This is a genomic window from Staphylococcus sp. GDY8P198P, from assembly GCF_017891615.1.
GTDB lineage: Bacteria > Bacillota > Bacilli > Staphylococcales > Staphylococcaceae > Staphylococcus > Staphylococcus cohnii.
The window spans coordinates 13,936-39,931 of record NZ_JAESJQ010000016.1 but is presented as its reverse complement, the minus strand read 5'-3'; the positions used below and the strand labels follow the sequence as shown (position 1 = coordinate 39,931).

The window sequence follows — 25,996 nt, the reverse complement described above, 5'->3', positions numbered from 1 at the left end:
TCTATTTATTAAGTTTATGTAAAAAAACTTTTAAGTATGTTATTTTTATTAAAATTTACGTTATAATTAATTTGTAATCATAAAATTGGAGGTATACTATGTCACAAAAAGTACTTGTAGTAGATGATGAGCAATCAATTGTAACCTTGTTAAAATATAATTTAGAGCAAGCTGGATACATAGTGGATGTTGCCTATGATGGTGAAGAAGCATTAGAAAAAGTGAATACTGTAAATCCGGAATTGGTTGTATTAGATGTTATGCTTCCTAAAAAAGATGGTATCGAAGTTTGTAAAACAATTCGATCTGATAAAAATTTAGTACCAATTTTGATGTTAACTGCTAAAGATGATGAATTTGATCGTGTGTTAGGTTTAGAGCTTGGTGCAGACGATTATATGACTAAACCGTTTTCACCGAGAGAGGTTGTTGCAAGAGTTAAAGCTATTTTAAGACGCTCTGCAATGATCAATGAAGCAGTACCAGTTGAAAATGATGAGGATGATATTTTAATTGGTTCTATAAGAATTAGACCAGAATATTTTGAAGTTTATCGCGAAGATGAATTATTAGAACTCACACCTAAAGAGTTTGAACTGTTACTTTACCTTATTGAAAGACAAGGCAGAGTAATCACGCGAGAACATATGTTAAATTCTGTTTGGAATTATGAATTTGCAGGTGATTCAAGAATTGTGGATGTACATATAAGTCATTTAAGAGATAAATTAGAAGAGAATCCAAAACAACCTAAATTGATAAAAACAGTTAGAGGTTTAGGTTATAAATTGGAAAGACCTAAAGTCTAATGCTAAAGTTTCATCAAAGACTCTTATTTTTATTATGTACCATCGTTATCATCAGTTTTGTTGCATTAGGTGCAATAATTACACATGTCATTTATAATACTGTCATTTCAAGCCAACAAGGTGATTTAGAGCATCAAGCACAACATTTAGTCAGTTTATATAATCATGATAAAACAGATGAAATCAAAGATATTGCAAAAAACGAAAATTTTACATTTATACTCACGAAAGATAACGATGAAGTGTTTTCCACAAAAGAAAGAACCCAATTTAACGACGACATTAATAATGAAGCGAATCCTTCTAAAATAATTTACGATAAATTTGGGGATGATCGGAGATACACTTTTAAAACATCGATAAGAGATAAAGATGTGATTATCAGTGGTATTAATAATCAAATCCTCGAATTACAAATAGGTATATGGAAATATGTTGGCTTAATTGGATTATTTGTTTTGGTTATTATTTTCTTTGTCGTCAGAAGCATTAATAGAACATACATTAGACCCATTAATGAAGTGACATATGCTACCAATCTTTTAGCTGAAGGTTATTATCATGTAAGAGTTCCAGAAAGTAATGTAAAAGAAACAAGGGAACTATTCGTCACTACTAATGAGCTAGCCAGAAGATTACAACGCTTAAATCATAAGCAAAAGTTGCAATCTAATCGCTTGAAAACAACGATAGAAAATATACCTAGTTCAATTTTAATGATTGATAAATATGGAGAAATTGTAATTGCAAATAAATCATATTACGATGTGTTTAGTCCAGACAATGTTGTAGAACATAAAAGTTATATTGATTTTATAGATCCAGAGATACAAAAGTTAATCGCTGCAGCATTTAAAGTTGAAAAACCAACATATGATCAAATCGAGTTGACGATTGACCAAGTCCATCAAAAATATTTTGACACAGCATGTATTCCAATTTTATCTAAAAATAAAAAGAATCTTTACGGTATGGTTGTTGTACTACATGATATTACGAATTTGAAAAAGTTGGAAAATTTAAGACGTGAATTTGTGGCTAATGTATCTCATGAATTGAAAACACCAATCACATCTATAAAAGGTTTTGCTGAAACACTGTTAGATGGTGCAAAAGATGATGAGCAAACATTAAATGACTTTTTAAAAATTATTTCTAAAGAATCAAATCGTATTGAAACATTAGTATATGACTTGTTAGATTTATCTCATGTTGAACAACAAACGCAATTGGAAACAGAGCCAACAAGTTTGTCTGAAATTGCTGAATCAACAATGAGGCATATGCAAAATATCGCAGAAAGTAAAAATATAACAATCGTTAATGAAATTGAACCAGATATTATTATTGAAGCGAATAAAGATAAAGTTTCGCAAGTTGCACTTAATTTACTTTCGAACGCGATAAGTTATTCTAAAGTATCTGGAGAAGTCATCGTGCGCGTTTTCAAAGAAGGTAATAAGCGCATGCTTGAAGTTCAAGATTTTGGTATTGGCATTAGCCAGCAAGATCAAAAACATATATTTGAACGCTTTTATCGTGTAGATAAAGCACGTAGTAGAGATTCTGGAGGTACTGGTTTAGGTTTATCTATTACGAAACATATTATGGAAGCGCATCAAGGTAGAATTAATGTGTTTAGTGAGCCGGAAAAAGGATCTACCTTTAGAGTCACATTTTTTGAATAAAATAATAACTACAATCGATTTAACCATAAATGGTCAAGGTTAAATCGATTGTTTTATTTTGTTAATGTAAAATACGATAGAAATAGATATTTAATCAATTTGATGATGCTTGTGTTGTCTTGTGCATGTGTAAAGATGCACAGGGATGAATAATAGGATAGAGCATTAATTGAGCTGAAATGCATACGCTTGCATCAGTCGTACAAGTACATAAAATTAAAAAGTAGGCCTTTATCAGTAACTAACAATATAATGGTGATTAACTGAGATGCTCAATTTGACGCAACCTCATCGATTGAATACGGATTGTCCTATAATTTATGATAAAATGAAAAGTAAATATGTGTTGGAGGTTAAAATATTGAACAAATTAATTTTAATAGATGGAAACAGTTTGAGCTTTAGAGCTTTTTATGCGTTACCATTATTACAAAATAAAGCTGGTATTCATACGAACGCCGTTTATGGTTTTGCAATGTTGTTGGAAAAGATAATTAAAGAAGAACAGCCCACACATTTTTTAGTCGCTTTTGATGCTGGGAAAACAACATTTAGGCACGCGCAATATAGTGAATATAAAGGTGGACGACAATCCACTCCTCCAGAACTTAGTGAGCAATTTCCATACGTGAGACAACTATTGGATGCTTATCGTATCAAACGTTACGAATTAGAAAACTATGAAGCAGATGATATTATAGGTACATTAAGTAAACAAGCTAATCAGGAAAACTTCCAAACAATAATCATTACAGGAGATCGTGATTTAACTCAATTAGCAACAGATGATGTAACGATTTATTATACTAAAAAAGGTGTTACAGACGTCGATCATTATACACCAGCGTTTATAGCTGAAAAGTATAGTGGTCTAACACCGAAACAAATTATCGACATGAAAGGTTTAATGGGTGACACTTCAGATAATATTCCTGGAGTAGCTGGTGTCGGAGAAAAAACAGCAATTAAGCTATTGAAGCAATTTTCAACTGTTGAAAATGTATACGATCATCTAGATGAAGTATCAGGAAAAAAATTGAAAGAAAAACTTGAAAATAGTAAAGATGATGCTTTAATGAGTAAAACATTAGCAACAATCAATTGTGATAGCCCGATTGATGTATCGTTAGAGGATACAAAATTACCGGATCATTCAGAAACTGAGGATAAAATTGAACTATTTAAAAAGTTAGAATTCAATCAACTCTTAGATCAGATGGATGCTTCAAATAATGTATCTGAAGTTCAAGACATGGATATTGAAATAGAAGACGATTTTACAAACATTGATTTCAACTCATTAGAAGCAGCTACCATCCATTTTGAATTGGATGGTGCCAACTACTTAAAGGATAATATTTTGAAATTTGGCTTGTTTGATGGCCAACATTATATCGTAGTTAATGCAGAACAATTAGCACAGAATCAATCATTAATTGCTTGGCTTGAAGACGATAAGACTGAAAAGATCGTTTATGATGCCAAAAAATCTTATATTGTAGCACATCGACTCGGTATTAGTATTAAGCATATTGTGTTTGATGTGATGTTAGCAAGTTACATTATTGATCCTTCACGCACAATAGATGACGTGAATTCTGTGGTGTCAAACTACGGTCAACATTATGTCCAATCAAGTGTAACGATATATGGAAAAGGCAAGAAAAAACAGATACCTACAGATGATGTATTAAATCCTTATGTGGGTTCTATTATCAATGCTATCAGTCAAGTTAAACCAAAGATTCAACAACAATTGGAAGAATATAATCAAACCGATTTACTGTATGATTTAGAATTACCATTAGCACAAATATTAAGTGAAATGGAAGAAACTGGAATTTATACAGAAATCAGTGAATTGCAACAAATGGAAACAGAAATTCAAAGCAAATTAGATGTATTAATTGATAATATCTATGATGCTGCTGGTGAAAAGTTTAATATTAACTCACCAAAACAATTAGGTGTCGTATTATTTGAAACATTAAAATTACCTGTGATTAAAAAGACTAAGACAGGATACTCTACTGCAGTTGATGTGTTAGAACAGTTGCAAGGGGAACATCCAATCATAGAATATATTTTAGAATATAGGCAATTAGCGAAATTACAATCTACGTATGTTGAAGGGTTACAAAAAGTGATTGCTGAAGATAATCGTATTCATACTCGTTTCAATCAAACATTGGCTCAAACAGGACGTTTATCATCAATTGATCCAAATCTTCAAAACATACCAGTACGTTTAGAAGAAGGTCGAAAAATTAGAAAAGCATTTAAATCAAGTGATAAAAATAATGTTATATTTTCAGCCGATTACTCACAAATTGAATTAAGAGTATTGGCACATATAACGCAAGATGAAAGTTTGAAACAAGCGTTCATCAATGATGAAGATATCCACACAGCCACAGCGGTAAAAGTATTTGATGTAGATCCTGAAAATGTAGATAGTTTAATGCGTAGACAAGCAAAAGCCGTGAATTTTGGTATCGTATATGGTATAAGTGACTATGGTTTAAGCCAAAGTTTAGGTATAACTAGAAAACAAGCTAAAAAATTCATAGATGATTATCTAGATAGTTTCCCTGGCGTCAAACAATATATGGAAGACATAGTTAAAGACTGTAAAGCACAAGGCTATGTAGAAACACTACTTCATAGAAGACGCTATATTCCAGATATCACTAGTAGAAACTTTAATTTAAGAGGTTTTGCTGAAAGAACAGCGATGAACACACCTATACAGGGTAGCGCAGCAGATATTATCAAACTTGCGATGGTACATTTTGCTAATGAGGTTAAACATACAGATTTTCATGCTCAGCTATTATTACAAGTTCACGATGAATTGATTTTTGAATTACCAGAAGAAGAAGTAGATGACTTTGAAAAATTCATTGAAAAAATAATGGATAATGCATTGAAGTTAGATGTTCCATTGAAAGTTGAATCTAGTTATGGACAAACATGGTATGACGCGAAATAGAAAGAGGGGAATATAGTGCCTGAACTACCTGAAGTTGAACATGTTACAAGAGGAATAAGACCTTTTGTACAAGGGCAAAAAATTGAGGATGTTATTTTCTCTGATAAAGTGATAGAAGGAAAAAATAGTCAAAAAGAAACGATTATTAAAGGTCTATCATTAGATACATTCAAAAAGTTTACTGAGGGCTACACGATTAATAATATTGAAAGACGTAGTAAGTATATTGTCTTTTATATTCAAAATAATTCAACACAAAGAATTCTTATTAGTCATTTAGGTATGGCTGGTGGTTTTTTTGTTGTAGATCATATAGAAGACATCAGTACTCCTAATTATCGTAAACATTGGCATGTTATTTTTAAATTAGATAATGACAAACTATTAGTTTATTCAGATATTCGCAGATTTGGAGAGATTAGAAATGTTGCTTCATTTGAAGGATATCCATCATTTTTAGAAATCGCACCAGAACCTTTTGAGCAAGAAGCACTACCACATTATATGTCTTGGTTTGATAAAAAATTATATCTAAACAAACCAATCAAACAAATGATATTAGATCATAGAGTGATTTCAGGTTGTGGTAACATCTATGCTTGTGAAGCATTGTTTCGAGCTGGCATTCACCCAGCACGTATATCTAAAGATTTAAATCATCAAGAAAAAGAAATATTATTTTATTATGTTCGAGAAGTACTAGAAGCGGGTATAAAATATGGTGGTACCAGTATTTCAGATTATCGTCATGCGGATGGAAGTACTGGTACAATGCAACAATATTTAAATGTATATAAACAAAAGACATGTAAAGTGTGCGGAAATGATATTGAGACACAAATTATTGCAACACGCAATAGTCATTTCTGTCCTGTATGTCAAAAATGAAGGAAGAGTGAAATTATGCCTAAAGTTATTGGATTAACTGGTGGTATCGCATCAGGAAAATCAACTGTTTCAGAATTGTTAACAGCACATGGTTTTAAAATTGTAGATGCAGATATTGCATCACGTAAAGCTGTTGAAAAAGGTTCTGAAGGACTTGAGCAAGTTCGTGCAACATTCGGAGAAGAATCAATTGATGAAGATGGTAATATGGACCGTGGATATGTAGGAGATATCGTCTTCAACTACCCCGAAAAAAGATTAGAATTAAATGAAATCGTCCATCCGATTGTTAGAAACATTATGGAACAAGAAAAAGAAGCGTTTTTAAAAGATGGCTATAATGTAATTATGGACATTCCGTTACTTTATGAAAATGAATTACAAGATACAGTAGATGAAGTATGGCTTGTTTATACTTCAGAAAGTATACAAATAGATAGATTAATGCAACGCAATGATATTTCTATGGAGGATGCAAAGGCACGGGTTTATAGTCAAATATCCATAGACAAAAAACGCAGAATGGCAGACCATGTCATCGATAATCGAGATTCTAAATTAGATTTAAAACAAAATTTAGAACAATTATTGACCGATGAAGGCTATATTGAAAGTGAAACAGGTCATTCGCAAGAAATATAAATATCAAATGTGTGTATTAAAAACATACGCACTTAATTCCTTCAAAGTGGACATTTAATAAATGAAAACTTTGGAGGGATTTTTTTATACATTTATAGAGATTTTGTAACGTGCAGATTATGGAGGAATAATAACAATCAGAGGCTACAGGATTGAACCATACCATCAGGCAAGCATGCATGAAAAATCACATGTTTGAAATATCAAAGAAATAAATGATGATTTTATAAAAAATTAATCGTTTAGAAAACTATAATTTTAACTGTTTTAAGATTTTTAAATTTTTATTCAAGAAAACGCTTTCGCATTTATCGATTTATGTTATACTAATTCCATAAAGTATAACACTAAAACGAGGGGTGCTTCGAATGACGACAAATATTGCAATTAATGGAATGGGTAGGATAGGTAGAATGGTATTAAGAATAGCGCTTAAAAACGAAAATATGAATGTAGTCGCGATTAATGCCAGCTATCCACCGGAAACAATTGCTCACCTAATCAATTATGATACGACACATGGTAACTACGATTTAAAAGTAGAACCTATTGAGAATGGTATAAAAGTCGATGAACAAGAAATTAAACTTGTAGCTGACAGAAATCCAGAAAATTTACCGTGGGCTGAACTTGATGTAGATATTGTAATTGAAGCTACTGGTAAGTTTAATCATGGAGATAAAGCAGTGGCTCATATTACTGCTGGAGCTAAAAAAGTATTGTTAACAGGACCATCAAAAGGTGGAGATGTTCAAATGATTGTTAAAGGTGTGAATAACGATCAATTGGACATTGAAAAATATGATATCTTTAGTAATGCTTCTTGTACAACGAATTGTATTGGACCTGTAGCTAAAGTGCTTAATGACCAATTTGGTATTCAAAATGGTTTAATGACAACAGTACATGCTATTACCAATGATCAAAATAATATCGATAACCCACATAAAGATTTACGACGTGCACGTTCATGCAATGAAAGTATTATTCCTACTTCGACAGGCGCTGCTAAAGCACTAAAAGAAGTTTTACCTGAACTAGAAGGAAAACTTCACGGTATGGCTTTAAGAGTACCAACTAAAAATGTATCATTAGTTGATTTAGTAGTTGATTTAGATACTAATGTGACAGTAGAACAAGTTAATGATGCTTTCAGAAATAACACATTAGAAGATGTGATTGCTACTGAAGATGCGCCACTTGTATCTATGGATTTTAACACAAATCCACATTCAGCCATTATCGATACGCAAAGTACAATGATTATGGGTGATAATAAAGTGAAAGTGATAGCTTGGTATGATAACGAATGGGGTTATTCAAATAGAGTTGTTGATGTCGCTGAAGAAATTGGTCAATTACTAAAAAGTAATGTATCAACTGTTGTTAATTAATAGTGTAATTACTGTTAGAGTTTTACATGATTATTGCTTTGTAATTGCTTAATCAAGAAAAATAATTTATTGTTAACTTATATCTAAACCTCTCGTTAAAGTGAAATAATATTTTCACTTTAACGAGAGGTTTTAACTTTAAATATGAAGAACAAGTGAATCTAAATAAATAAATGAAATTATTGTGTAATACCATTCTTTTGTGGCTTAAGGATTTATAGTATAATGAATGGTAATCAAATTGAGAGGGTGGTAATTCGATGAAATGCCCGAAATGTAGTTCAACGCACTCTCGCGTTGTAGATTCACGACATGCTGATGAAGTAAATGCGATTAGACGTAGAAGAGAATGTGAACAATGCGGCACAAGGTTTACTACGTTTGAACATATTGAAAAAAGACCATTAATCGTTGTAAAAAAAGATGGTACACGTGAGCAATTTTTGCGTGAAAAAATACTCAATGGCTTGGTGCGCTCTTGTGAAAAAAGGCCTGTGCGTTATCAACAATTAGAAGATATTACTAATAATGTGGAGTGGAAACTAAGAGATGAAGGACGTGCTGAAATATCTTCAAGAGAAATTGGGGAACACGTCATGAATTTATTAATGCATGTAGATCAAGTTTCTTATGTGCGTTTTGCATCTGTTTACAAAGAATTTAAAGATGTTGATCAATTATTACAATCAATGCAAGGGATTTTAGCAGAAAACAAACGGAGTGATTCTTAAATGGGATTACAATCCTATGATTATGGTTTAAGACCACAAGATGACTTTCATGTGTTACGTCATTTTTATTTAAACCATAAGCATTTAGAAATTCTAAATAGATTATTTACGCCGATGATTGGATCAAATGCAATCGGTTTGTATCATTATTTGAATCAATTTGTAGAATTTAAACAAGATGTTGTCTTGACTCATTATATTATTATGAATGAATTGAAAATAAATCTACTTGAATTCAGGAAAGAAATGGATTTGTTAGAAGGCATAGGTTTATTAAAATCTTTTGCTCATCATTCTAAGCAACACTCTTCTTTCGTTTACAAACTCATACAACCACCATCAGCACAACAATTTTTTAATGATCCTATGCTATCCGTATATTTATATAGCCAAGTAAGCAAGCAACGTTACTTACAATTGAAATCACATTTTGAGGATCAAATGTCTATTGATTTAAATCAGTACCAAGATGTTACACGCACATTTACTGATGTGTTTAAAGTTCCTAACCAAGCACTCACTGAGGATGAACAGATGATTGAAGGTGAAGAAACTTATGGTGGCATGGATTTGTCTAATGTGAATTTTGATTTTGAAGTACTTTATGATTTATTACAAAATCATTTTATTAGCACTAAAATGATTGATGGTGAAGCTAAAGCGCTGATCACACAAATTGCGACTTTATATGGTTTGACACCAGAAGCAATGAAACGCATTATTTTAAAATCAATCACTAGTGCACAAGAACTTTCTTTTGAAGAGATGCGTAAACATGCTAGAACGTATTATCTTATAGAGCATGAGCAACAGCTTCCCAAATTAAATGCTAAAAAATCAAATTATATCAATGATGATAACACGGAAAATAAAAATCATATTAAAGATGATTCAAAAAATTGGTTAAAGCAATTGGATGAAACCAGTCCTATTGATATGCTTGCTTCGTGGTCAGAATCTGAACCGACGACTCAACAAAAATATATGGTCGAAGAATTAATAGAGAGAGAACAATTACCGTTTGGTGTGATTAACATACTTTTACAATTTGTAATGTTAAAAGAAGATATGAAACTCCCTAAAACCTATATCTTTGAGATTGCATCAAATTGGAAAAAAAAAGGCATCAAAACTGCAGAGGAAGCATATCATTATGCTAAAAAGGTAAATCAACCTACATCCAATCAATCAAATCAAACTAAAAGTGGTAGTTATAAACCTAAGCAACTCGTTTCTAGAGAAATGACGCCTAAGTGGTTAGAAGAAAGGGATAGTAATGACACGAAAAGCCAAAGTTTAGAAAATCATACTAATCCAGATGAGGATGAAGCATTAAAACGAGACCGTGAAGCATTGTTAAAACGATTAAATAGCAAGCGAGAGGAGGAGTAATATATGAAGTCTTTCAATCATATTATGGGTGATTCTAAAGATTTAAGTAAGCGAATTGAAAAGATAAAAAAAGATGTTATCAATGATTCTGACGTTAAGACGTTTCTAGAATCGCATCAATCTGAAGTGACGAATGCGATGATTGATGAAGATTTGAATATTTTACAAGAATATAAGGATCAAGAAAAACATTATGATGGACATGCTTTTAAAGATTGCCCTAATTTTGTTAAAGGTCACGTACCTGAATTATATGTAGAAAATCAACACATTAAGATTCGTTACTTGCCTTGCCCATGTAAAATTAAACATGATGAAGAAAAATTCGATGCACATTTAATTGCCTCACATCATATGCAACGAGATACATTAAATGCCAAATTAAGCGATATTTATATGGATAAGAGAGACCGTATAAATGTCGCAATGGCAGCAACGGATATTTGTGAAAAAATAGTAGAAAAAGCACCCCAAGTTAAAGGTTTATATATACACGGTCCTTTTGGTACAGGCAAGTCATTTATCTTAGGTGCAATTGCCAATGAATTAAAAGTTGAAAAAGTACCTTCTACGATTGTATATTTACCAGAATTTATTCGCTCTTTAAAAGGCGGGTTTAAAGATGGTAGTTTCGAATCAAGGCTTGCGAAAGTACGTGAATCACATGTATTAATGTTGGATGATATTGGTGCTGAAGAAATTACACCTTGGGCGAGAGATGAAGTGATTGGTCCATTATTACATTATAGAATGGTTCAAGAGTTACCAACGTTCTTTAGCTCTAACCTAAGTTTTGAAGAATTAGAATATCATCTTTCTGTTACGCGTAATGGTACAGAAAAAACAAAAGCAGCTAGAATTATGGAAAGAATTAAATCTTTAGCAACACCATATTTTTTGGAAGGCAAAAATTATCGTAACGATTGAATTATAAAAAAAATGTTGTATAATATAATTAAATCTAAATCAAGCGAAATAAAATGAAGACATGATAGGTAAATGGTTACTTCACAGAGAACCAATGTGTGATGAGAATTTGGTAAGTATCATTATCTGTTACTACTTCATTATAGATGTTTTAATCAACATCCGGCTCAAGACCGTTAACTTATGTAGAGTAAAGTTGTTTCATTCTTAAAGAAATAACTTTAATTAGGGTGGTACCACGAAGACCTCGTCCCTTTTAGGGATGGGGTCTTTTTGTTTTACATTTGTAATTATGTCCTTTTCGCTATGATTTAAGGCAAGTATAAATAGGAGGAATTTAAATGGCTCAAATAAATATAACTTTTCCAGATGGTAATGCGAAAGCATTTGAAAAAGGAATTACTACTGAAGAAATTGCGCATTCAATCAGTCCAGGTTTAAGAAAAAAGGCAGTTGCAGGTAAATTAAACGGACAACTCATTGATTTAACAAGACCCATTGAAACAGATGGTGAAATTGAAATTGTAACACCTGGTAGTGATGAAGCTTTAGAAGTTTTACGCCATTCTACTGCACATTTAATGGCACAAGCATTAAAACGTTTATACGGAGATGTGAAATTTGGTGTAGGTCCAGTAATTGATGGTGGTTTTTATTATGACTTTGATATGACTGAAAGTGTGTCATCCGATGATTTTGAAAAAATTGAAAAAACAATGAAACAAATTGTTAATGAAAACTATCCTATAGAGCGAAAAGTAGTTTCGAGAGATGAAGCTAAAACATTTTTTGCAGATGATCCATATAAGCTAGAATTAATAGATGCCATTCCAGAAGATGAAAATGTTACTTTATATTCGCAAGGTGAATTTACTGATTTATGTCGTGGTGTTCATGTACCGTCTACTTCCAAAATTAAAGAATTTAAGCTTTTATCAACTGCAGGTGCATATTGGCGCGGAGACAGCGATAATAAAATGCTTCAACGTATATACGGTACTGCTTTCTTCGATAAAAAAGATTTAAAAGCACATCTACAAATGTTAGAAGAACGTAAAGAACGCGATCACCGTAAAATTGGTAAAGAGCTAGAATTATTCTCAAATAATCAATTAGTAGGTGCTGGGTTACCATTATGGTTGCCAAACGGTGCAACAATTCGCCATGAAATTGAACGATATATTGTAGATAAAGAAGTGAGCATGGGTTATGATCATGTTTATACACCAGTGATGGCTAATGTAGATTTATATAAAACATCAGGGCATTGGGATCATTATCAAGAAGACATGTTTCCAACTATGAAATTAGATGAAAATGAAGAAATGGTGTTAAGACCTATGAACTGTCCTCATCATATGATGATCTATGCTAATAAACCACATTCATATCGCGAATTACCAATTCGAATTGCTGAATTAGGTACAATGCATCGTTATGAAGCAAGTGGTGCTGTTTCTGGGTTACAACGTGTTAGAGGAATGACTTTAAATGATGCACATATTTTTGTAAGACCAGACCAAATAAAAGAAGAGTTCAAACGGGTTGTTAATTTAATCGTCGATGTTTATGAGGACTTTGGGTTTGAAAATTATAAATTCCGCTTAAGTTACAGAGATCCAGAGGATAAAGAAAAGTACTTTGATGATGAAGAAATGTGGAATAAAGCAGAAAGTATGTTGAAAGAAGCGGCTGATGAACTTGGTTTAGAATACGAAGAAGCTATTGGTGAAGCGGCATTTTATGGTCCTAAGTTAGATGTCCAAGTTCAAACAGCTATGGGTAAAGAAGAAACATTATCAACAGCACAATTAGACTTTTTACTACCTGAAAAATTTGAATTATCATATATAGGAAAAGACGGTGAGCAACATAGACCTGTAGTCATCCATCGTGGCGTTGTTTCGACAATGGAACGCTTTGTTGCATTTTTAACAGAAGAAACTAAAGGCGCTTTCCCTACATGGTTAGCGCCAAAACAAGTTGAAATTATCCCCGTAAATGTGGACTTGCATTATGATTACGCTAGACATTTGCAAGATGAACTTAAATCACAAGGCGTAAGAGTCGAGATAGACGATAGAAATGAGAAAATGGGATACAAAATTAGAGAAGCTCAAATGCAAAAAATCCCTTATCAACTTGTAGTTGGAGATAAAGAAATGGAAAATAATGAAGTGAATGTTAGAAAATATGGTTCTCAAGATCAAGAAACGGTTGAAAAAGAGTCATTTATTTGGGACTTGGTAGATGAAATCAGACTTAAAAAACAAAGATAACCTTGAAAGTAATCTTGAAATCATGTATATTAAATCTTAGTGAAATAAAAATATAAAAAAATTGAGTTAGAGGTTGCGTTTTTAATCAGTAACAATCCGGAAGCTATTTGGAGCGTATGTAGGATTTGTGAAAGGTGAAAATGCCGAAACCAAAAGTGACCATTTGCGCTATTGGTTGGGTCAGTTTTCGAAAGGGACTGGACTGTCACATATGTGATGTGCTACCTATATAAATGCTATTACTAAAATGGTTGCATATCTAATAGGTATGTAACCATTTTATTTTAGGTTAAAGATTATTATTCATACTAAAACGGGAAATTTAAAGCAAATTGTTTAAATAACATGTATATTACAATATTAACGTTATTAATAACTATAAAAGTATAATTATAATCGCATAGTAAGTTGGCCTCTAAGTTTAAAGGAAAGGGAGCATCTATGGCAAAAGAAGGAAATCAAAATAATGGAGTTAAAAGAGGACTAAAAGATCGTCATATATCCATGATAGCAATTGGTGGTTGTATTGGTACTGGTTTGTTTATGACTTCTGGTGGTGCAATTCATGATGCAGGCGCCTTGGGTGCATTACTTGCATATGCAATTATTGGTGCAATGGTATTTTTCCTTATGACATCTTTAGGAGAAATGGCTACTTATTTACCTGTTTCTGGGTCATTTAGTACATATGCTACGCGTTTCGTTGACCCATCACTTGGTTTTGCATTGGGATGGAATTATTGGTTCAACTGGGTTATTACAGTTGCTGCAGACGTTACAATTGCTGCACAAGTGATTCAATATTGGACACCACTTTCAGGTATACCAGCATGGAGTTGGAGCTGTTTGTTCTTAATGATTATATTTGGACTAAACGCATTGTCCGTTAGGGTATATGGCGAAAGTGAATACTGGTTTGCATTAATTAAAGTTGTTACAGTTATTATCTTTATCGGAATTGGTCTACTTACTATTCTAGGTATTATGGGTGGAGAATTCGTAGGTTTTGACACATTTACTAAAGGTGGAGGGCCAATTCTTGGTGACGGATTAGATGGTAGCCTACTAACAATCCTTGGGGTATTCTTAGTTGCAGGATTCTCATTCCAAGGTACTGAATTAATCGGTATTACAGCTGGTGAATCAGAAAATCCAGAACGAGCAGTGCCTAAAGCAATTAAACAAGTGTTTTGGAGAATATTGATTTTTTATATATTAGCAATTTTTGTAATCGGTATGTTAATACCATATGATAGCTCGGCGTTAATGGGCGGTGGAGATGATATTTCAACTTCGCCATTTACATTAGTATTCCAAAATGCAGGATTGGCTTTCGCTGCTTCATTTATGAATGCGGTTATCTTAACATCAGTATTATCAGCAGGTAATTCTGGAATGTATGCATCGACTAGAATGCTATACTCTATGAGTAAAGATAAATTAGCCTATCCAATTTTTGGTAAAACAAATAGAAACGGTGTTCCATATGTATCGCTAATCACGACAGCAATCATTGTCGTAGGTATCTTTATATTACAACATTTGAGCGGTGACGCTTATGAATATATCGTTGCTGCAAGTGGTATGACTGGCTTTATCGCATGGGTAGGTATTGCGGTTAGTCATTATAGATTTAGAAAAGCATTTGATAAGCAAAATTATGATAAATCTAAATTAAAATACAAAGCTAAATTATTCCCATTTGGTCCAATCTTTGCTGGTATACTTTGTGTGCTAGTCATTATCGGACAAGATGTTGATTTTATCAAAACAGGTGAATTTAACTTGAATCGTTTTGTAATCACGTATATGGGTATTCCGGTATTTCTTGCTTTCTTTATTTATCATAAATTGCGTTATAAAACTAGAATGGTTCCATTAGAGAAAGTGAACTTACATCAAGATGTAGATATGGACGAAATTAAATAATAATTAAAACAAACTGTTGACTTATATTAATATTGTTGCTAAGATAGGTAATGTTGAATACGAAACGAACCAAGTAGAAGCTCCCGCTTCTCACCTGTGGCGACGCAAATGCAGTTGGCAGGTCTATATATACATGGAAATATCATGTGTAGAGAAGAGCGGGTATATTATATACTCGCTCTTTTTGCTTGGGATAATTTCGTAAAAATCTTGGAGGTGTCAACCATAGCAAAAGATCAGACTCAAGTTAACGAAAAGATTCGCGCAAAAGAATTACGTTTGATAGGGCAAGATGGAGAACAAATTGGTGTTAAATCAAAATCCGAAGCCCTAGAAATGGCTGAAAGAGTAGGTTTAGATGTAGTCTTAATGGCTCCAAATGCTAAACCACCTGTTGCAAGAATTATGGATTACGGTAAATACAGATTCGAACAACAGAAAAAAGAAAAAGAAATGAAGAAGAAACAAAAAACAATTAACCTTAAAGAAATTCGCTTAAGTCCAACAATTGAGGAACATGATTTCCAAACTAAATTGAAAAATGGACGTAAGTTCTTAGAAAAAGGCGATAAATGTAAAGTTTCTATTCGCTTCAGAGGACGTGCGATTACGCATAAAGAAATTGGTCAACGAGTTTTAGAAAAATTCGCTGAAGAATGTAAAGATATCGCAACTATTGGGCAAAGACCTAAAATGGACGGCCGTCAAATGTTCATTATGCTTAACCCGATAAATGAAAAATAATACTAGATAATACAGGAGGAAATGAATCATGCCTAAAATGAAAACACACCGTGGAGCTGCTAAACGTGTTAAAAGAACTGCTTCAGGTCAATTAAAACGTTCAAGAGCTTTTACTTCACATATGTTTGCAAATAAAACGACTAAACAAAAACGTAAATTACGTAAAGCTTCATTAGTACACAAATCAGACATGAAACGTGTAAAACAATTATTATCTTATAAAAAATAATTAACGAGTTAGCGTGAGAAATAACGAAAATATTAAGCATGTACACATTTTAAGGAGGAATTTATTATGCCACGAGTAAAAGGTGGAACAGTAACAAGAGCTCGTCGTAAAAAGACGATTAAATTAGCTAAAGGTTACTTCGGTGCGAAACGCACATTATACAAAGTTGCAAAACAACAAGTAATGAAATCAGGACAATACGCTTTCCGTGACCGTCGTCAAAGAAAACGTGACTTCCGTAAATTATGGATTACACGTATTAATGCTGCAGCACGTCAACATGATATGAGTTATTCAAGATTAATGAACGGCTTGAAAAAAGCTGATATCGACGTTAACCGTAAAATGCTTTCTGAAATCGCAATTTCAGATGACAAAGCTTTCGGTGAATTAGTAGCTAAAGCTAAAGAAGCTTTAAAATAATTTTAAAATAAAGCCTGGGACACCATATTGTCTCAGGCTTTTATGTGGTATTAGCAAAGCGTAAGTACTTTAAAATAGAGAGGCTTGAGCGAATACCAATATAATAATTATTTTTAACTCAGAGATTGGAATATGAGATGATTAAAAATTTCACTGCTGGTTAGAGCTTTGACATTAGTATTATTTTGAGATACTTAAATGTTTTGATAAAATAACAAAGAAGTCACACATGAAGGAGAAACTAATGTCTAAATTTGATGAAATGATTACAGTCGTACCAAGAAAAATTTTATTTGATAATGAAAATAATCAGTTTAATGGATTTTTAGATAAAAATTCAAATAAAGGACAAGACATTTTTGAAACACTATCGAATTATGAAATTAAACGTCGTGGTGATATGGAGGAAAATCCAAGTTATAAACAACTTATTTCATATTGCATATTAGAAAATGAACACGATGAAATTTTGGTTTATGAACGTCTATCTGGTGGTGGAGAAACACGTTTACACGGGCAATCTTCAATCGGTGTCGGTGGTCATATGAATGACGTTAAAGGGGCCGAATCTATTAATGAAGTGCTCAGAGTGAATGCTCAGAGAGAATTAAATGAAGAAGTAGGACTTTCTGAAAGTAAATCACAAAATTTAGCATACATAGGCTTTATCAACGATGATACAAATGAAGTCGGTGAAGTTCATTTAGGTGTTGTATTTAAGATAAATGTTAATAGTAATGATGTAGAAGCAAAAGAGACAGATACTTTAAAAATTAAATGGGTCAATCATAATAAGATAGATAATTATGATGACTTTGAAACATGGAGTGCACTCATTTTACAGGCAATACAATAGAGGTGTTGATCAATGTCTGATATCATTCCATTTCCACGATCAAAAGAAAAGTTGATTAGAGAAATTAAGCAAGCTTTTAATGAAAATAATTTAGCGCAAGCCTATGATTTGTTTGAGTCATTAGAAGCTCAATTCGAACTTGATGAACAAATGGCGCTTTTAAAATGTGCGATGCTTTTTAAAATGGAACATTATTTAGAATTACGTGAAGAAGCAATCATTTTATTAAAACAAGGTATGTCCAACTATGATGATTTAATGATTTACTATGTAAAAAGTTTAAATGGCTTGGGGCAATATTTTGAAGTCGTCGAAATCATTAACCAAATCATAGATGAGGTTAATGATCATAAAACTAGAATGGAACTGTTTCCAATCAAGGAATTTGCATTAAGCCAAATTGATAAACATAATGAACATGCAGCTCAAATGCTACAAAATTTTGATACATTAACATTTAAAGAACAAGTTAATATTATGTTGACGCTCATAGACCATAGTCAATATCGTTATCAAGAAACAGTCATTCATTTGTTGAATGCGTTAGCACTAGCACCAAATGTCGTAAGTATTATGTTGGAATACTTGCGCTTTGCAAAAAATAATCAAACGATTTCTATTCATAAATACGGATATGAAATCAATGTGATTCCACGTAATCTTGAAGGATTAGAACAAACTTTATTCAAAACTGAAATCATACCTAACGTACTAAAACAACTTGAAGATGGTGCAGCACAACTTGTAGAGGAAGCACTTCATTTGCTGAATAATCATGCCATTTTACTCTATCCATTAAATGTTGAAAACATTGCAACTAAGCAAACTTGGATAGAAGGTTACACAAATTATTTCAAATCTATGGTCGGTTTAGAAAGTCTTGATGAAACGAATCATGTGCTTGCATTCATCGTGTCACTAGATAAAGAAAAATAGGTTGTTTTATCATTAACTCATATGAAAAGTGGGTAATGATGTTAAGAGGTAATAAAAAATTAAAATAAATTTCAACTTTTTATTTATTATTCATATAAAATTCATAATTTGTGTCGAGCTTTGACGTGTGCTATAATAATGAAGTTGAAAAAATAAAATAGGATAATCATGGAGGTTTTTATACATGACAGCAACTTGGGAAAAAAAGGAAGGTAACGAAGGCGTTTTATCTGTTACTGTTCCAGCAGAAAAAGTAGACAAAGCAATTGATCAAGCTTTCAAAAAAGTGGTTAAACAAATTAATGTGCCAGGATTCCGTAAAGGGAAAGTACCTCGCCAAATTTTTGAACAACGCTTTGGTGTAGAAGCATTGTATCAAGATGCAGTTGATATCTTATTACCAGAAGCATATGGAGAAGCTATTGACGAAACTGGCATTAAACCAGTTGATCAACCAGAAATCAATGTAACATCAATTGAAAAAGGTGAAGACATGACTTTTGAAGCAAATGTTGTAGTTGAACCTGAAGTTGAACTTGGTGATTACAAAGGTTTAGAAATTGAAAAACAAGGTACTGAATTAACTGAAGAAGAAGTACAAGAATCAATCGATCATCAACTTGGACATTTAGCAGAAATGGTTGTTAAAGAAGATGGTGCAGTTGAAAACGGTGATACTGTAAACATTGATTTTGATGGTTATGTAGATGGCGAACAATTTGAAGGTGGACAAGCTGAAGGCTATGACCTTGAAATTGGTTCAGGATCATTCATTCCAGGTTTTGAAGAACAATTGGTTGGTGTTAAAGCTGGTGAAGAAAAAGATGTTAATGTAACATTCCCAGAAGAATACCATGCTGAAGAATTAGCTGGTAAAGAAGCAACATTCAAAACAAAAGTTAATGAAATTAAATATAAAGACGTTCCAGAATTAAATGATGAAATTGCAAACGAATTAGATGCAGAAGCTAACTCAGTTGATGAGTATAAAGAAAACGTACGTAAACGTTTAGCTGAACAAAAAGCAACAGACGCTGAAAATACTCAAAAAGAAGAAGCTATCAACAAAGCTACGAATAATACAACAATTGACGTTCCAGAAGCGATGATTAAAACTGAGTTAGACCGCATGGTTCAAGAATTTGGACAACGTATGCAACAACAAGGTCTTAATTTAGAAACTTATTTCCAAATTTCTGGACAAGATGAGTCACAATTAAGAGAACAAATGAAAGATGATGCTGAAGAACGCGTTAAAACAAACTTAACATTAACTGCGATTGCCGATGCTGAAGAAGTTGAAGTATCTGATGCTGACATCGATAAAGAATTAGAAAAAATGAGTGAACAGTTTAATATATCTGTAGAAGATATTAAACAAACGCTTGGCAGTACTGACATCGTTAAAAATGATGTGCGTATCCAAAAAGTTATCGATATGTTAGTAGAAGAAGCGAAATTAGTAGATCCATCTAAAGATGACTCAGAAGCATAATTAAAAATATCTCAAGCATATTGTTTGTAGAAACAAAGAATAGTTGTTTAATATTGTAAACTAGTAGCAGATGCATTCAATTAATGTGTCTGCTACAATGTTTTGTGCAAAAAACTTGAGATTTATTCAAGTTGCATATTAAAATGCTATCTAGTATAGTCTTTAGGGAATAGGGGTGTAAATAGAATGTTCAAATTCAATGAAGATGAAGAAAATTTAAAATGCTCTTTCTGTGGTAAAGATCAAGACCAAGTTAAAAAATTAGTCGCAGGAAGTGGCGTATACATTTGTAATGAATGTATTGAGCTATGCTCAGAAATTGTTGAAGAAGAATTAGCTCAATCAGAATCAGAAGGACTAACAGAATTACCAACTCCTAAAGAAATTATGGACCAATTAAATGATTATGTTATTGGACAAGAAAAAGCTAAAAAATCTTTAGCTGTCGCAGTATATAATCATTATAAACGTGTTCAAAATTTAGGTCCAAATGAAGATGACGTAGAATTACAAAAAAGTAATGTTGCCTTAATTGGTCCAACAGGTAGCGGTAAAACCCTTTTAGCCCAAACTTTAGCTAAAACATTAAACGTACCTTTTGCAATCGCAGACGCTACGAGTTTAACTGAAGCCGGATATGTTGGCGATGACGTTGAAAATATATTGCTTCGCTTAATTCAAGCAGCTGATTTTGATATAGATAAAGCAGAAAAAGGTATTATTTATGTCGATGAAATTGATAAAATCGCTAGAAAATCTGAAAACACATCTATCACAAGAGATGTTTCTGGTGAAGGTGTACAACAAGCGCTATTGAAAATTCTTGAAGGTACGACTGCTAGTGTGCCACCACAGGGCGGACGTAAACATCCAAACCAAGAATTAATTCAAATTGATACTACAAACATCTTATTTGTACTGGGTGGTGCATTTGATGGTATTGATGAAGTAATCAAACGTAGACTTGGTGAAAAAGTAATTGGTTTTTCTAGTAGTGAAGCATCTAAATATGATGAAGATGCTATCTTAGAACAAATTAGACCTGAAGATTTACAATCATATGGTCTGATTCCAGAATTTATTGGTCGTGTACCTATTGTTGCTAATTTAGAGACATTAGATGTAGATGCATTAAAAAATATTTTAACGCAACCAAAAAATGCTTTAGTAAAACAATATACAAAAATGTTAGAACTTGATGATGTAGAATTAGAATTTACAGACGAAGCGTTGTCTGCAATTAGTAATAAAGCGATCGAGCGTAAAACAGGTGCACGTGGATTACGTTCAATTATTGAAGAAGCATTGATTGATATTATGTACGATGTTCCATCTTCTGATGGTGTTGTGAAAGTAGTAATTACAGAAGAAACAATTAATGAAGAAAAAGATCCTGAACTATACGATAAAGAAGGCAACCTTGTAAATAAGGAACAAACTTCTGCTTAACAAAACAGTTTTGAAATAAGGGCCAAAGCCAACGCATCATTTTATGAGTATTGGTTGTCCTGCAAGGTTAGATTAACGTTGATATAAACTATAATTATCAAAATTTCAAATGCGTCAACGTTAAAAATTCAAACTACGAGGCTGAGACATTTTTAATATGTCTTAGCCTCTTTCTTTTTAAAAGCAGTATAAATCATATAAAAATACATATAAATATGTGAAATTGTGTAATATAATAATGAAGTGACTTTAATAGAAAAGAGGGTCGGGAATGAAAATAAATCCTAATGAAATTGAATTATTAATAAGTGCGGTAAAGCCCGAACAATATCCAGAAACTGGATTAAGTGAAGTTGGTCTTAGTGGTCGCTCTAACGTTGGTAAATCATCCTTTATCAATAGTATGATTGGACGGAAAAATATGGCAAGAACTTCACAACAACCAGGTAAAACGCAAACACTCAATTTTTATAACATTGATAACCAACTGGTATTTGTAGATGTGCCAGGCTACGGTTATGCAAAAGTAAGTAAAAAGCAGCGTGAAGCATTTGGAAAAATGATTGAAAAATATATTTCTCAAAGAACATCTTTAAAGCTTGTCATTCAGCTTGTCGATTTGAGACATAATCCGACTGAAGACGATATTTTAATGTATAATTATTTGAAGTATTTTGATATTCCGACATTAGTGATCGCTACAAAAGAGGATAAAATTGCTAAAGGCAAAGTACAGAAACATTTGGCTAATGTTCAACGAAAGCTTGAAATGGAACCTGAGGATGAAATTATAAGTTATTCTTCTATCCAAGCGAATAAACAACAACAAGTCTGGAATATAATTGAAAAATATTTATAAAAAGCTTAAAAGGTCTTTAAATTGTATAAATTATGACAACTATTTGAATGTAAATTAGAATATTTCTAATTTACGTGCGCAAGATGCTTAACTCAAATGATAATTGTGTTATAATTTACTTATTGTAATATGTATGGAGGGCGTTATAAATGCATTTAATTGCGATAAGCATTAATCATCGTACAGCAGATGTAGCACTGAGAGAACAAGTTGCTTTTAAAGATGATGCCATACGTTCAGCTAATGTTGATTTATTTGAAACTAAATCTATTTTAGAAAATGTAATATTATCAACATGTAATCGTACAGAAGTATATGCGGTTGTTGATCAAATTCATACGGGTCGCTATTATATTCAACGTTTTTTAGCGAGAAATTTTGGATTTGATGTAGAAGAGATTAAACAAATAACTGAAGTAACAGTGGGGGACGCAGCAGTAAAACATTTATTGCAAGTTACTTCTGGATTAGATTCTGTAGTATTAGGAGAAACTCAAATTCTTGGACAAATTAGAGATGCATTCTTTATCGCTCAAGAAGAAGATACAACTGGTACTATATTTAATCATCTATTTAAACAAGCGATTACTTTCGCGAAAAAAGCACATAATGAAACAGATATTGCAGATAATGCAGTGAGTGTTTCATATGCAGCAGTTGAACTTAGTAAGAAAGTATTTGGCAAAATTAATAATAAAAGCGCATTGATAATTGGTGCAGGGGATATGAGTGAGCTGTCACTCTTAAATTTGATTGGTTCAGATGTAACTGATGTGACAATCGTTAATAGGACTGTCAGTAAAGCACAGAAATTAGCAATCTCACATAATGTTAAGTATGAATCTATGGAGGCACTACCACAACTTTTGGCACATGCGGATATTGTGATCAGTTCAACGAGTTCAGATGAATATATCATTACAAATAGCATGATGGCTTCTATTCAATCACAACGGAAAAATGATTCACTCGTATTGATTGATATTGCGGTCCCAAGAGATATTGAACCAGGCATTGATACACATCAAGATGTCTTTAATTATGATGTTGACCATTTGAAAGGCTTAGTGGATGCTAACTTAAAACAACGTCAAAATGCGGCTGACGAAATTTTACAAAGAATTCCAGCAGAAATTGAAGCACATAATGAATGGGTTAATATGTTAGGTGTTGTTCCTGTTATTCGTGCACTTAGAGAAAAAGCGATGGATATTCAAGAAGATACAATGAGTAGTATTGATCGAAAACTTCCTGGTTTAACAGAAAGAGAACGTAAAATAATATCAAAACATACAAAAAGTATCATTAACCAAATGTTAAAAGATCCTATTAAGCAAGCGAAAGAGTTGAGTAGTGACAAAAAAAGTAACGAAAAATTAGAGCTATTTCAAAACATTTTTGACATTGAAGCTGAACAAGCCTATAAACCAAAAAAGAAAAAAAGTAATGTAGCTACGACAAGTCAAATTTTTAGTTTTGAATAAGCAAATGCAAATGGTGATGATATGCAAGAATTTTCGTTCATTAGATTAAATGAACTTATATTATTAATTTATTTATTTAGCATTGCTTGTTATTTTTATGATTTTTTGAAAAAACATCATAGAATTAAAATGATTGGTTTTGTTTCATTAGGGATTGTTTGGATGTTACAAACAGTCTCTTTATCTTTATATGTAAATGTAACGAAGCAAATTCCGTTAGGGAATATATTTGATGTGTTTTTTGCGTTAGCATGGCTTATTATTTCTATTTCCATAGTTATCAATGTGATTAAACAAATAAACTTATCCATATTTTTATTTAATATGATTGGTTTTTTATTCATTGCAATCAACACATTCCAACCTATGCATTATCAAAGTACCGGTGAAAAACTCAATATTATCAATGAATTGCTTATAGTGCATATTAGTTTGGCAGTAATTAGTTACGCATTATTTGCTTTTGCTTTTGTAAATTGTATCTTGTATTTAATACAATATAATAATTTGAAACAAAAACGATTTGACCAGAAATATTTTAGAATTGGTAGTGTGGCCACACTTGAACAAGTGGTATTCTACAGTAGTTTAATCGGTTTTATTTTCATAATATTAAGCATTGTACTAGGCGCGCAATGGGGATTTAATACTTTAGGTGTAAACATCATTATAGACCCTAAAGTTATTATGTCATCAGTCATAACATTGCTATATGGAATTTATTTGATTTTTAGAGTTAAAAAAATACTAACTAAGTATAAATTAATTTACTTTAATATCTTATTGTTTTGTCTTAGTATGATTAATTTATTTTTTGCTTCACATATATCTGATTTTCATCAATGGACAGGTATTTATTGAAGTGTAATTTAGTTGAATGAATAGACTTGTTTCTAGGAGGATGCGCATGATGCGTAAATTAGTAGTAGGTTCACGAAGAAGTAAGTTAGCTTTAACGCAAAGTAAACAATTTATTGATAAATTAAAATCAGTAGATCCAAGTTTAGAAGTGGAAATAAAGGAAATCGTAACAAAAGGCGATCGAATTATAGATAAACAATTATCTAAAGTGGGCGGAAAAGGTCTGTTTGTTAAAGAAATTCAAAATGCTTTATTTAATGAAGAAATTGATATGGCAATTCATTCCTTAAAAGATGTCCCAAGTGTGATTCCAGATGGATTGACTTTAGGTTGCATACCTGACAGAGAAAATCCATATGATGCGTACATTGCTAAAAATCATATTCCACTAGAAGAACTACCAAAGCAAAGTATTGTTGGTACTAGTTCGTTAAGACGTGGTGCGCAAATACTTGCAAAATATCCACATTTACAAATAAAATGGATTCGCGGTAATATTGATACACGATTGAGTAAATTAAATAATGAAGATTACGATGCCATATTATTAGCTGCAGCTGGGCTAAAACGTATGGGTTGGTCTGATGATATCGTCACTTCATATTTAGACGAGCGTACTTTGATACCTGCGATAGGTCAAGGGGCCTTAGGTATAGAATGTCGGTCAGATGACAAGGAGTTGCTAGAACTTCTTGCTAAAGTCCACAATCATGATGTTGCAGATTGTGTAACTGCAGAGCGCACGTTTTTAGAACGTATGAATGGTAGTTGCCAAGTACCTATAGGGGGCTATGCTAGTAAAAATAGTGATGGTACAATAGAATTCACAGGACTAATTATGTCACCTGACGGTAAAGAACGTTACGAACAAACCGAACGTGGGACTGATCCTGTAGAACTTGGTGAAAAAGTAACAGAAGTCTTAAATGCACAGGGTGCATATGAAATAATTAAAGCGCTAAACGAAGAACAATAATCGTTCGAGGTGA

22 protein-coding genes, 1 riboswitch and 1 other annotated feature are annotated in these 25,996 nt (G+C 32.4%); all 22 genes read left to right on the top strand.

The features are described 5' to 3' along the window. Nucleotides 1-98 precede the first annotated feature (98 nt). The 22 genes from KA824_RS10525 to hemC all read left to right on the top strand — a co-directional run bounded on the left by KA824_RS10525 (nucleotide 99) and on the right by hemC (nucleotide 25,983). Complete coding sequence (locus KA824_RS10525) at nucleotides 99-809, top strand: response regulator transcription factor (protein WP_019468628.1); 711 nt, start codon at nucleotides 99-101, stop codon at nucleotides 807-809. Next, nucleotides 809-2,497, top strand: coding sequence for a two-component system histidine kinase PnpS (pnpS, locus tag KA824_RS10520; RefSeq protein WP_107383773.1), 1,689 nt, complete (start codon nucleotides 809-811; stop codon nucleotides 2,495-2,497). The genes KA824_RS10525 and pnpS overlap by 1 nt, the downstream gene beginning before the upstream one ends. A gap of 361 nt (nucleotides 2,498-2,858) precedes the next feature. Then, complete coding sequence (gene polA, locus KA824_RS10515) at nucleotides 2,859-5,489, top strand: DNA polymerase I (protein ID WP_181187746.1); 2,631 nt, start codon at nucleotides 2,859-2,861, stop codon at nucleotides 5,487-5,489. 15 nt (nucleotides 5,490-5,504) lie between these two features. Continuing rightward, entirely contained in the window at nucleotides 5,505-6,377 is an 873-nt protein-coding gene (gene mutM / locus KA824_RS10510) for a bifunctional DNA-formamidopyrimidine glycosylase/DNA-(apurinic or apyrimidinic site) lyase (protein ID WP_119535439.1), read from the top strand. Between the two features lie 15 nt (nucleotides 6,378-6,392). Further along, nucleotides 6,393-7,019: a dephospho-CoA kinase gene (gene coaE / locus KA824_RS10505; protein WP_181187747.1), complete on the top strand. Its 627-nt coding sequence runs from the start codon at nucleotides 6,393-6,395 to the stop codon at nucleotides 7,017-7,019. A gap of 368 nt (nucleotides 7,020-7,387) precedes the next feature. Further along, nucleotides 7,388-8,413, top strand: coding sequence for a type I glyceraldehyde-3-phosphate dehydrogenase (gene gap / locus KA824_RS10500; RefSeq protein ID WP_107383770.1), 1,026 nt, complete (start codon nucleotides 7,388-7,390; stop codon nucleotides 8,411-8,413). 260 nt (nucleotides 8,414-8,673) lie between these two features. Then, nucleotides 8,674-9,144 carry a transcriptional regulator NrdR gene (gene nrdR, locus KA824_RS10495; protein WP_040030011.1) on the top strand — a complete coding sequence of 157 codons (471 nt, stop codon included), beginning with the start codon at nucleotides 8,674-8,676 and terminating at the stop codon, nucleotides 9,142-9,144. Next, nucleotides 9,145-10,536 (top strand): replicative helicase loading/DNA remodeling protein DnaB, encoded by a 1,392-nt coding sequence (locus KA824_RS10490; protein ID WP_181187748.1) that lies wholly within the window; start codon nucleotides 9,145-9,147, stop codon nucleotides 10,534-10,536. A gap of 3 nt (nucleotides 10,537-10,539) precedes the next feature. After that, entirely contained in the window at nucleotides 10,540-11,463 is a 924-nt protein-coding gene (dnaI, locus tag KA824_RS10485; protein ID WP_181187749.1) for a primosomal protein DnaI, read from the top strand. Between the two features lie 341 nt (nucleotides 11,464-11,804). Further along, nucleotides 11,805-13,742 carry a threonine--tRNA ligase gene (gene thrS / locus KA824_RS10480; protein WP_210133267.1) on the top strand — a complete coding sequence of 646 codons (1,938 nt, stop codon included), beginning with the start codon at nucleotides 11,805-11,807 and terminating at the stop codon, nucleotides 13,740-13,742. A 59-nt stretch (nucleotides 13,743-13,801) separates the two neighbouring features. Then, nucleotides 13,802-13,974: riboswitch (Lysine riboswitch) on the top strand. 209 nt (nucleotides 13,975-14,183) lie between these two features. Then, nucleotides 14,184-15,671 carry an amino acid permease gene (locus KA824_RS10475; RefSeq protein ID WP_019468475.1) on the top strand — a complete coding sequence of 496 codons (1,488 nt, stop codon included), beginning with the start codon at nucleotides 14,184-14,186 and terminating at the stop codon, nucleotides 15,669-15,671. A gap of 65 nt (nucleotides 15,672-15,736) precedes the next feature. Further along, nucleotides 15,737-15,864, top strand: a sequence feature (ribosomal protein L20 leader region). 23 nt (nucleotides 15,865-15,887) lie between these two features. Then, nucleotides 15,888-16,415, top strand: a complete 528-nt coding sequence (gene infC / locus KA824_RS10470) for a translation initiation factor IF-3 (protein WP_107384326.1) — start codon at nucleotides 15,888-15,890, stop codon at nucleotides 16,413-16,415. A 28-nt stretch (nucleotides 16,416-16,443) separates the two neighbouring features. Continuing rightward, nucleotides 16,444-16,644, top strand: a complete 201-nt coding sequence (rpmI, locus tag KA824_RS10465; protein WP_019468477.1) for a 50S ribosomal protein L35 — start codon at nucleotides 16,444-16,446, stop codon at nucleotides 16,642-16,644. A gap of 66 nt (nucleotides 16,645-16,710) precedes the next feature. Next, on the top strand, nucleotides 16,711-17,067 hold the full coding sequence (gene rplT, locus KA824_RS10460; RefSeq protein ID WP_019468478.1) for a 50S ribosomal protein L20: 357 nt from the start codon (nucleotides 16,711-16,713) through the stop codon (nucleotides 17,065-17,067). Between the two features lie 244 nt (nucleotides 17,068-17,311). Continuing rightward, nucleotides 17,312-17,923 carry an NUDIX domain-containing protein gene (locus KA824_RS10455; RefSeq protein ID WP_107384311.1) on the top strand — a complete coding sequence of 204 codons (612 nt, stop codon included), beginning with the start codon at nucleotides 17,312-17,314 and terminating at the stop codon, nucleotides 17,921-17,923. Between the two features lie 12 nt (nucleotides 17,924-17,935). After that, the gene (locus KA824_RS10450) at nucleotides 17,936-18,859 is read left to right on the top strand and encodes a hypothetical protein (protein WP_181187751.1); all 924 of its coding nucleotides are present in this window, start codon (nucleotides 17,936-17,938) and stop codon (nucleotides 18,857-18,859) included. Between the two features lie 184 nt (nucleotides 18,860-19,043). Next, nucleotides 19,044-20,354 (top strand): trigger factor, encoded by a 1,311-nt coding sequence (gene tig, locus KA824_RS10445; RefSeq protein ID WP_181187752.1) that lies wholly within the window; start codon nucleotides 19,044-19,046, stop codon nucleotides 20,352-20,354. Between the two features lie 186 nt (nucleotides 20,355-20,540). Beyond that, nucleotides 20,541-21,803: an ATP-dependent Clp protease ATP-binding subunit ClpX gene (gene clpX / locus KA824_RS10440; protein ID WP_019468482.1), complete on the top strand. Its 1,263-nt coding sequence runs from the start codon at nucleotides 20,541-20,543 to the stop codon at nucleotides 21,801-21,803. 271 nt (nucleotides 21,804-22,074) lie between these two features. Next, nucleotides 22,075-22,662 (top strand): ribosome biogenesis GTP-binding protein YihA/YsxC, encoded by a 588-nt coding sequence (yihA, locus tag KA824_RS10435; protein ID WP_107384314.1) that lies wholly within the window; start codon nucleotides 22,075-22,077, stop codon nucleotides 22,660-22,662. 149 nt (nucleotides 22,663-22,811) lie between these two features. Next, nucleotides 22,812-24,146: a glutamyl-tRNA reductase gene (gene hemA, locus KA824_RS10430; protein ID WP_181187753.1), complete on the top strand. Its 1,335-nt coding sequence runs from the start codon at nucleotides 22,812-22,814 to the stop codon at nucleotides 24,144-24,146. A gap of 21 nt (nucleotides 24,147-24,167) precedes the next feature. Further along, nucleotides 24,168-25,007, top strand: coding sequence for a cytochrome c biogenesis protein (gene ccsA, locus KA824_RS10425; RefSeq protein WP_181187754.1), 840 nt, complete (start codon nucleotides 24,168-24,170; stop codon nucleotides 25,005-25,007). 49 nt (nucleotides 25,008-25,056) lie between these two features. Further along, nucleotides 25,057-25,983, top strand: a complete 927-nt coding sequence (gene hemC / locus KA824_RS10420; protein ID WP_107384317.1) for a hydroxymethylbilane synthase — start codon at nucleotides 25,057-25,059, stop codon at nucleotides 25,981-25,983. Nucleotides 25,984-25,996 lie beyond the last annotated feature (13 nt).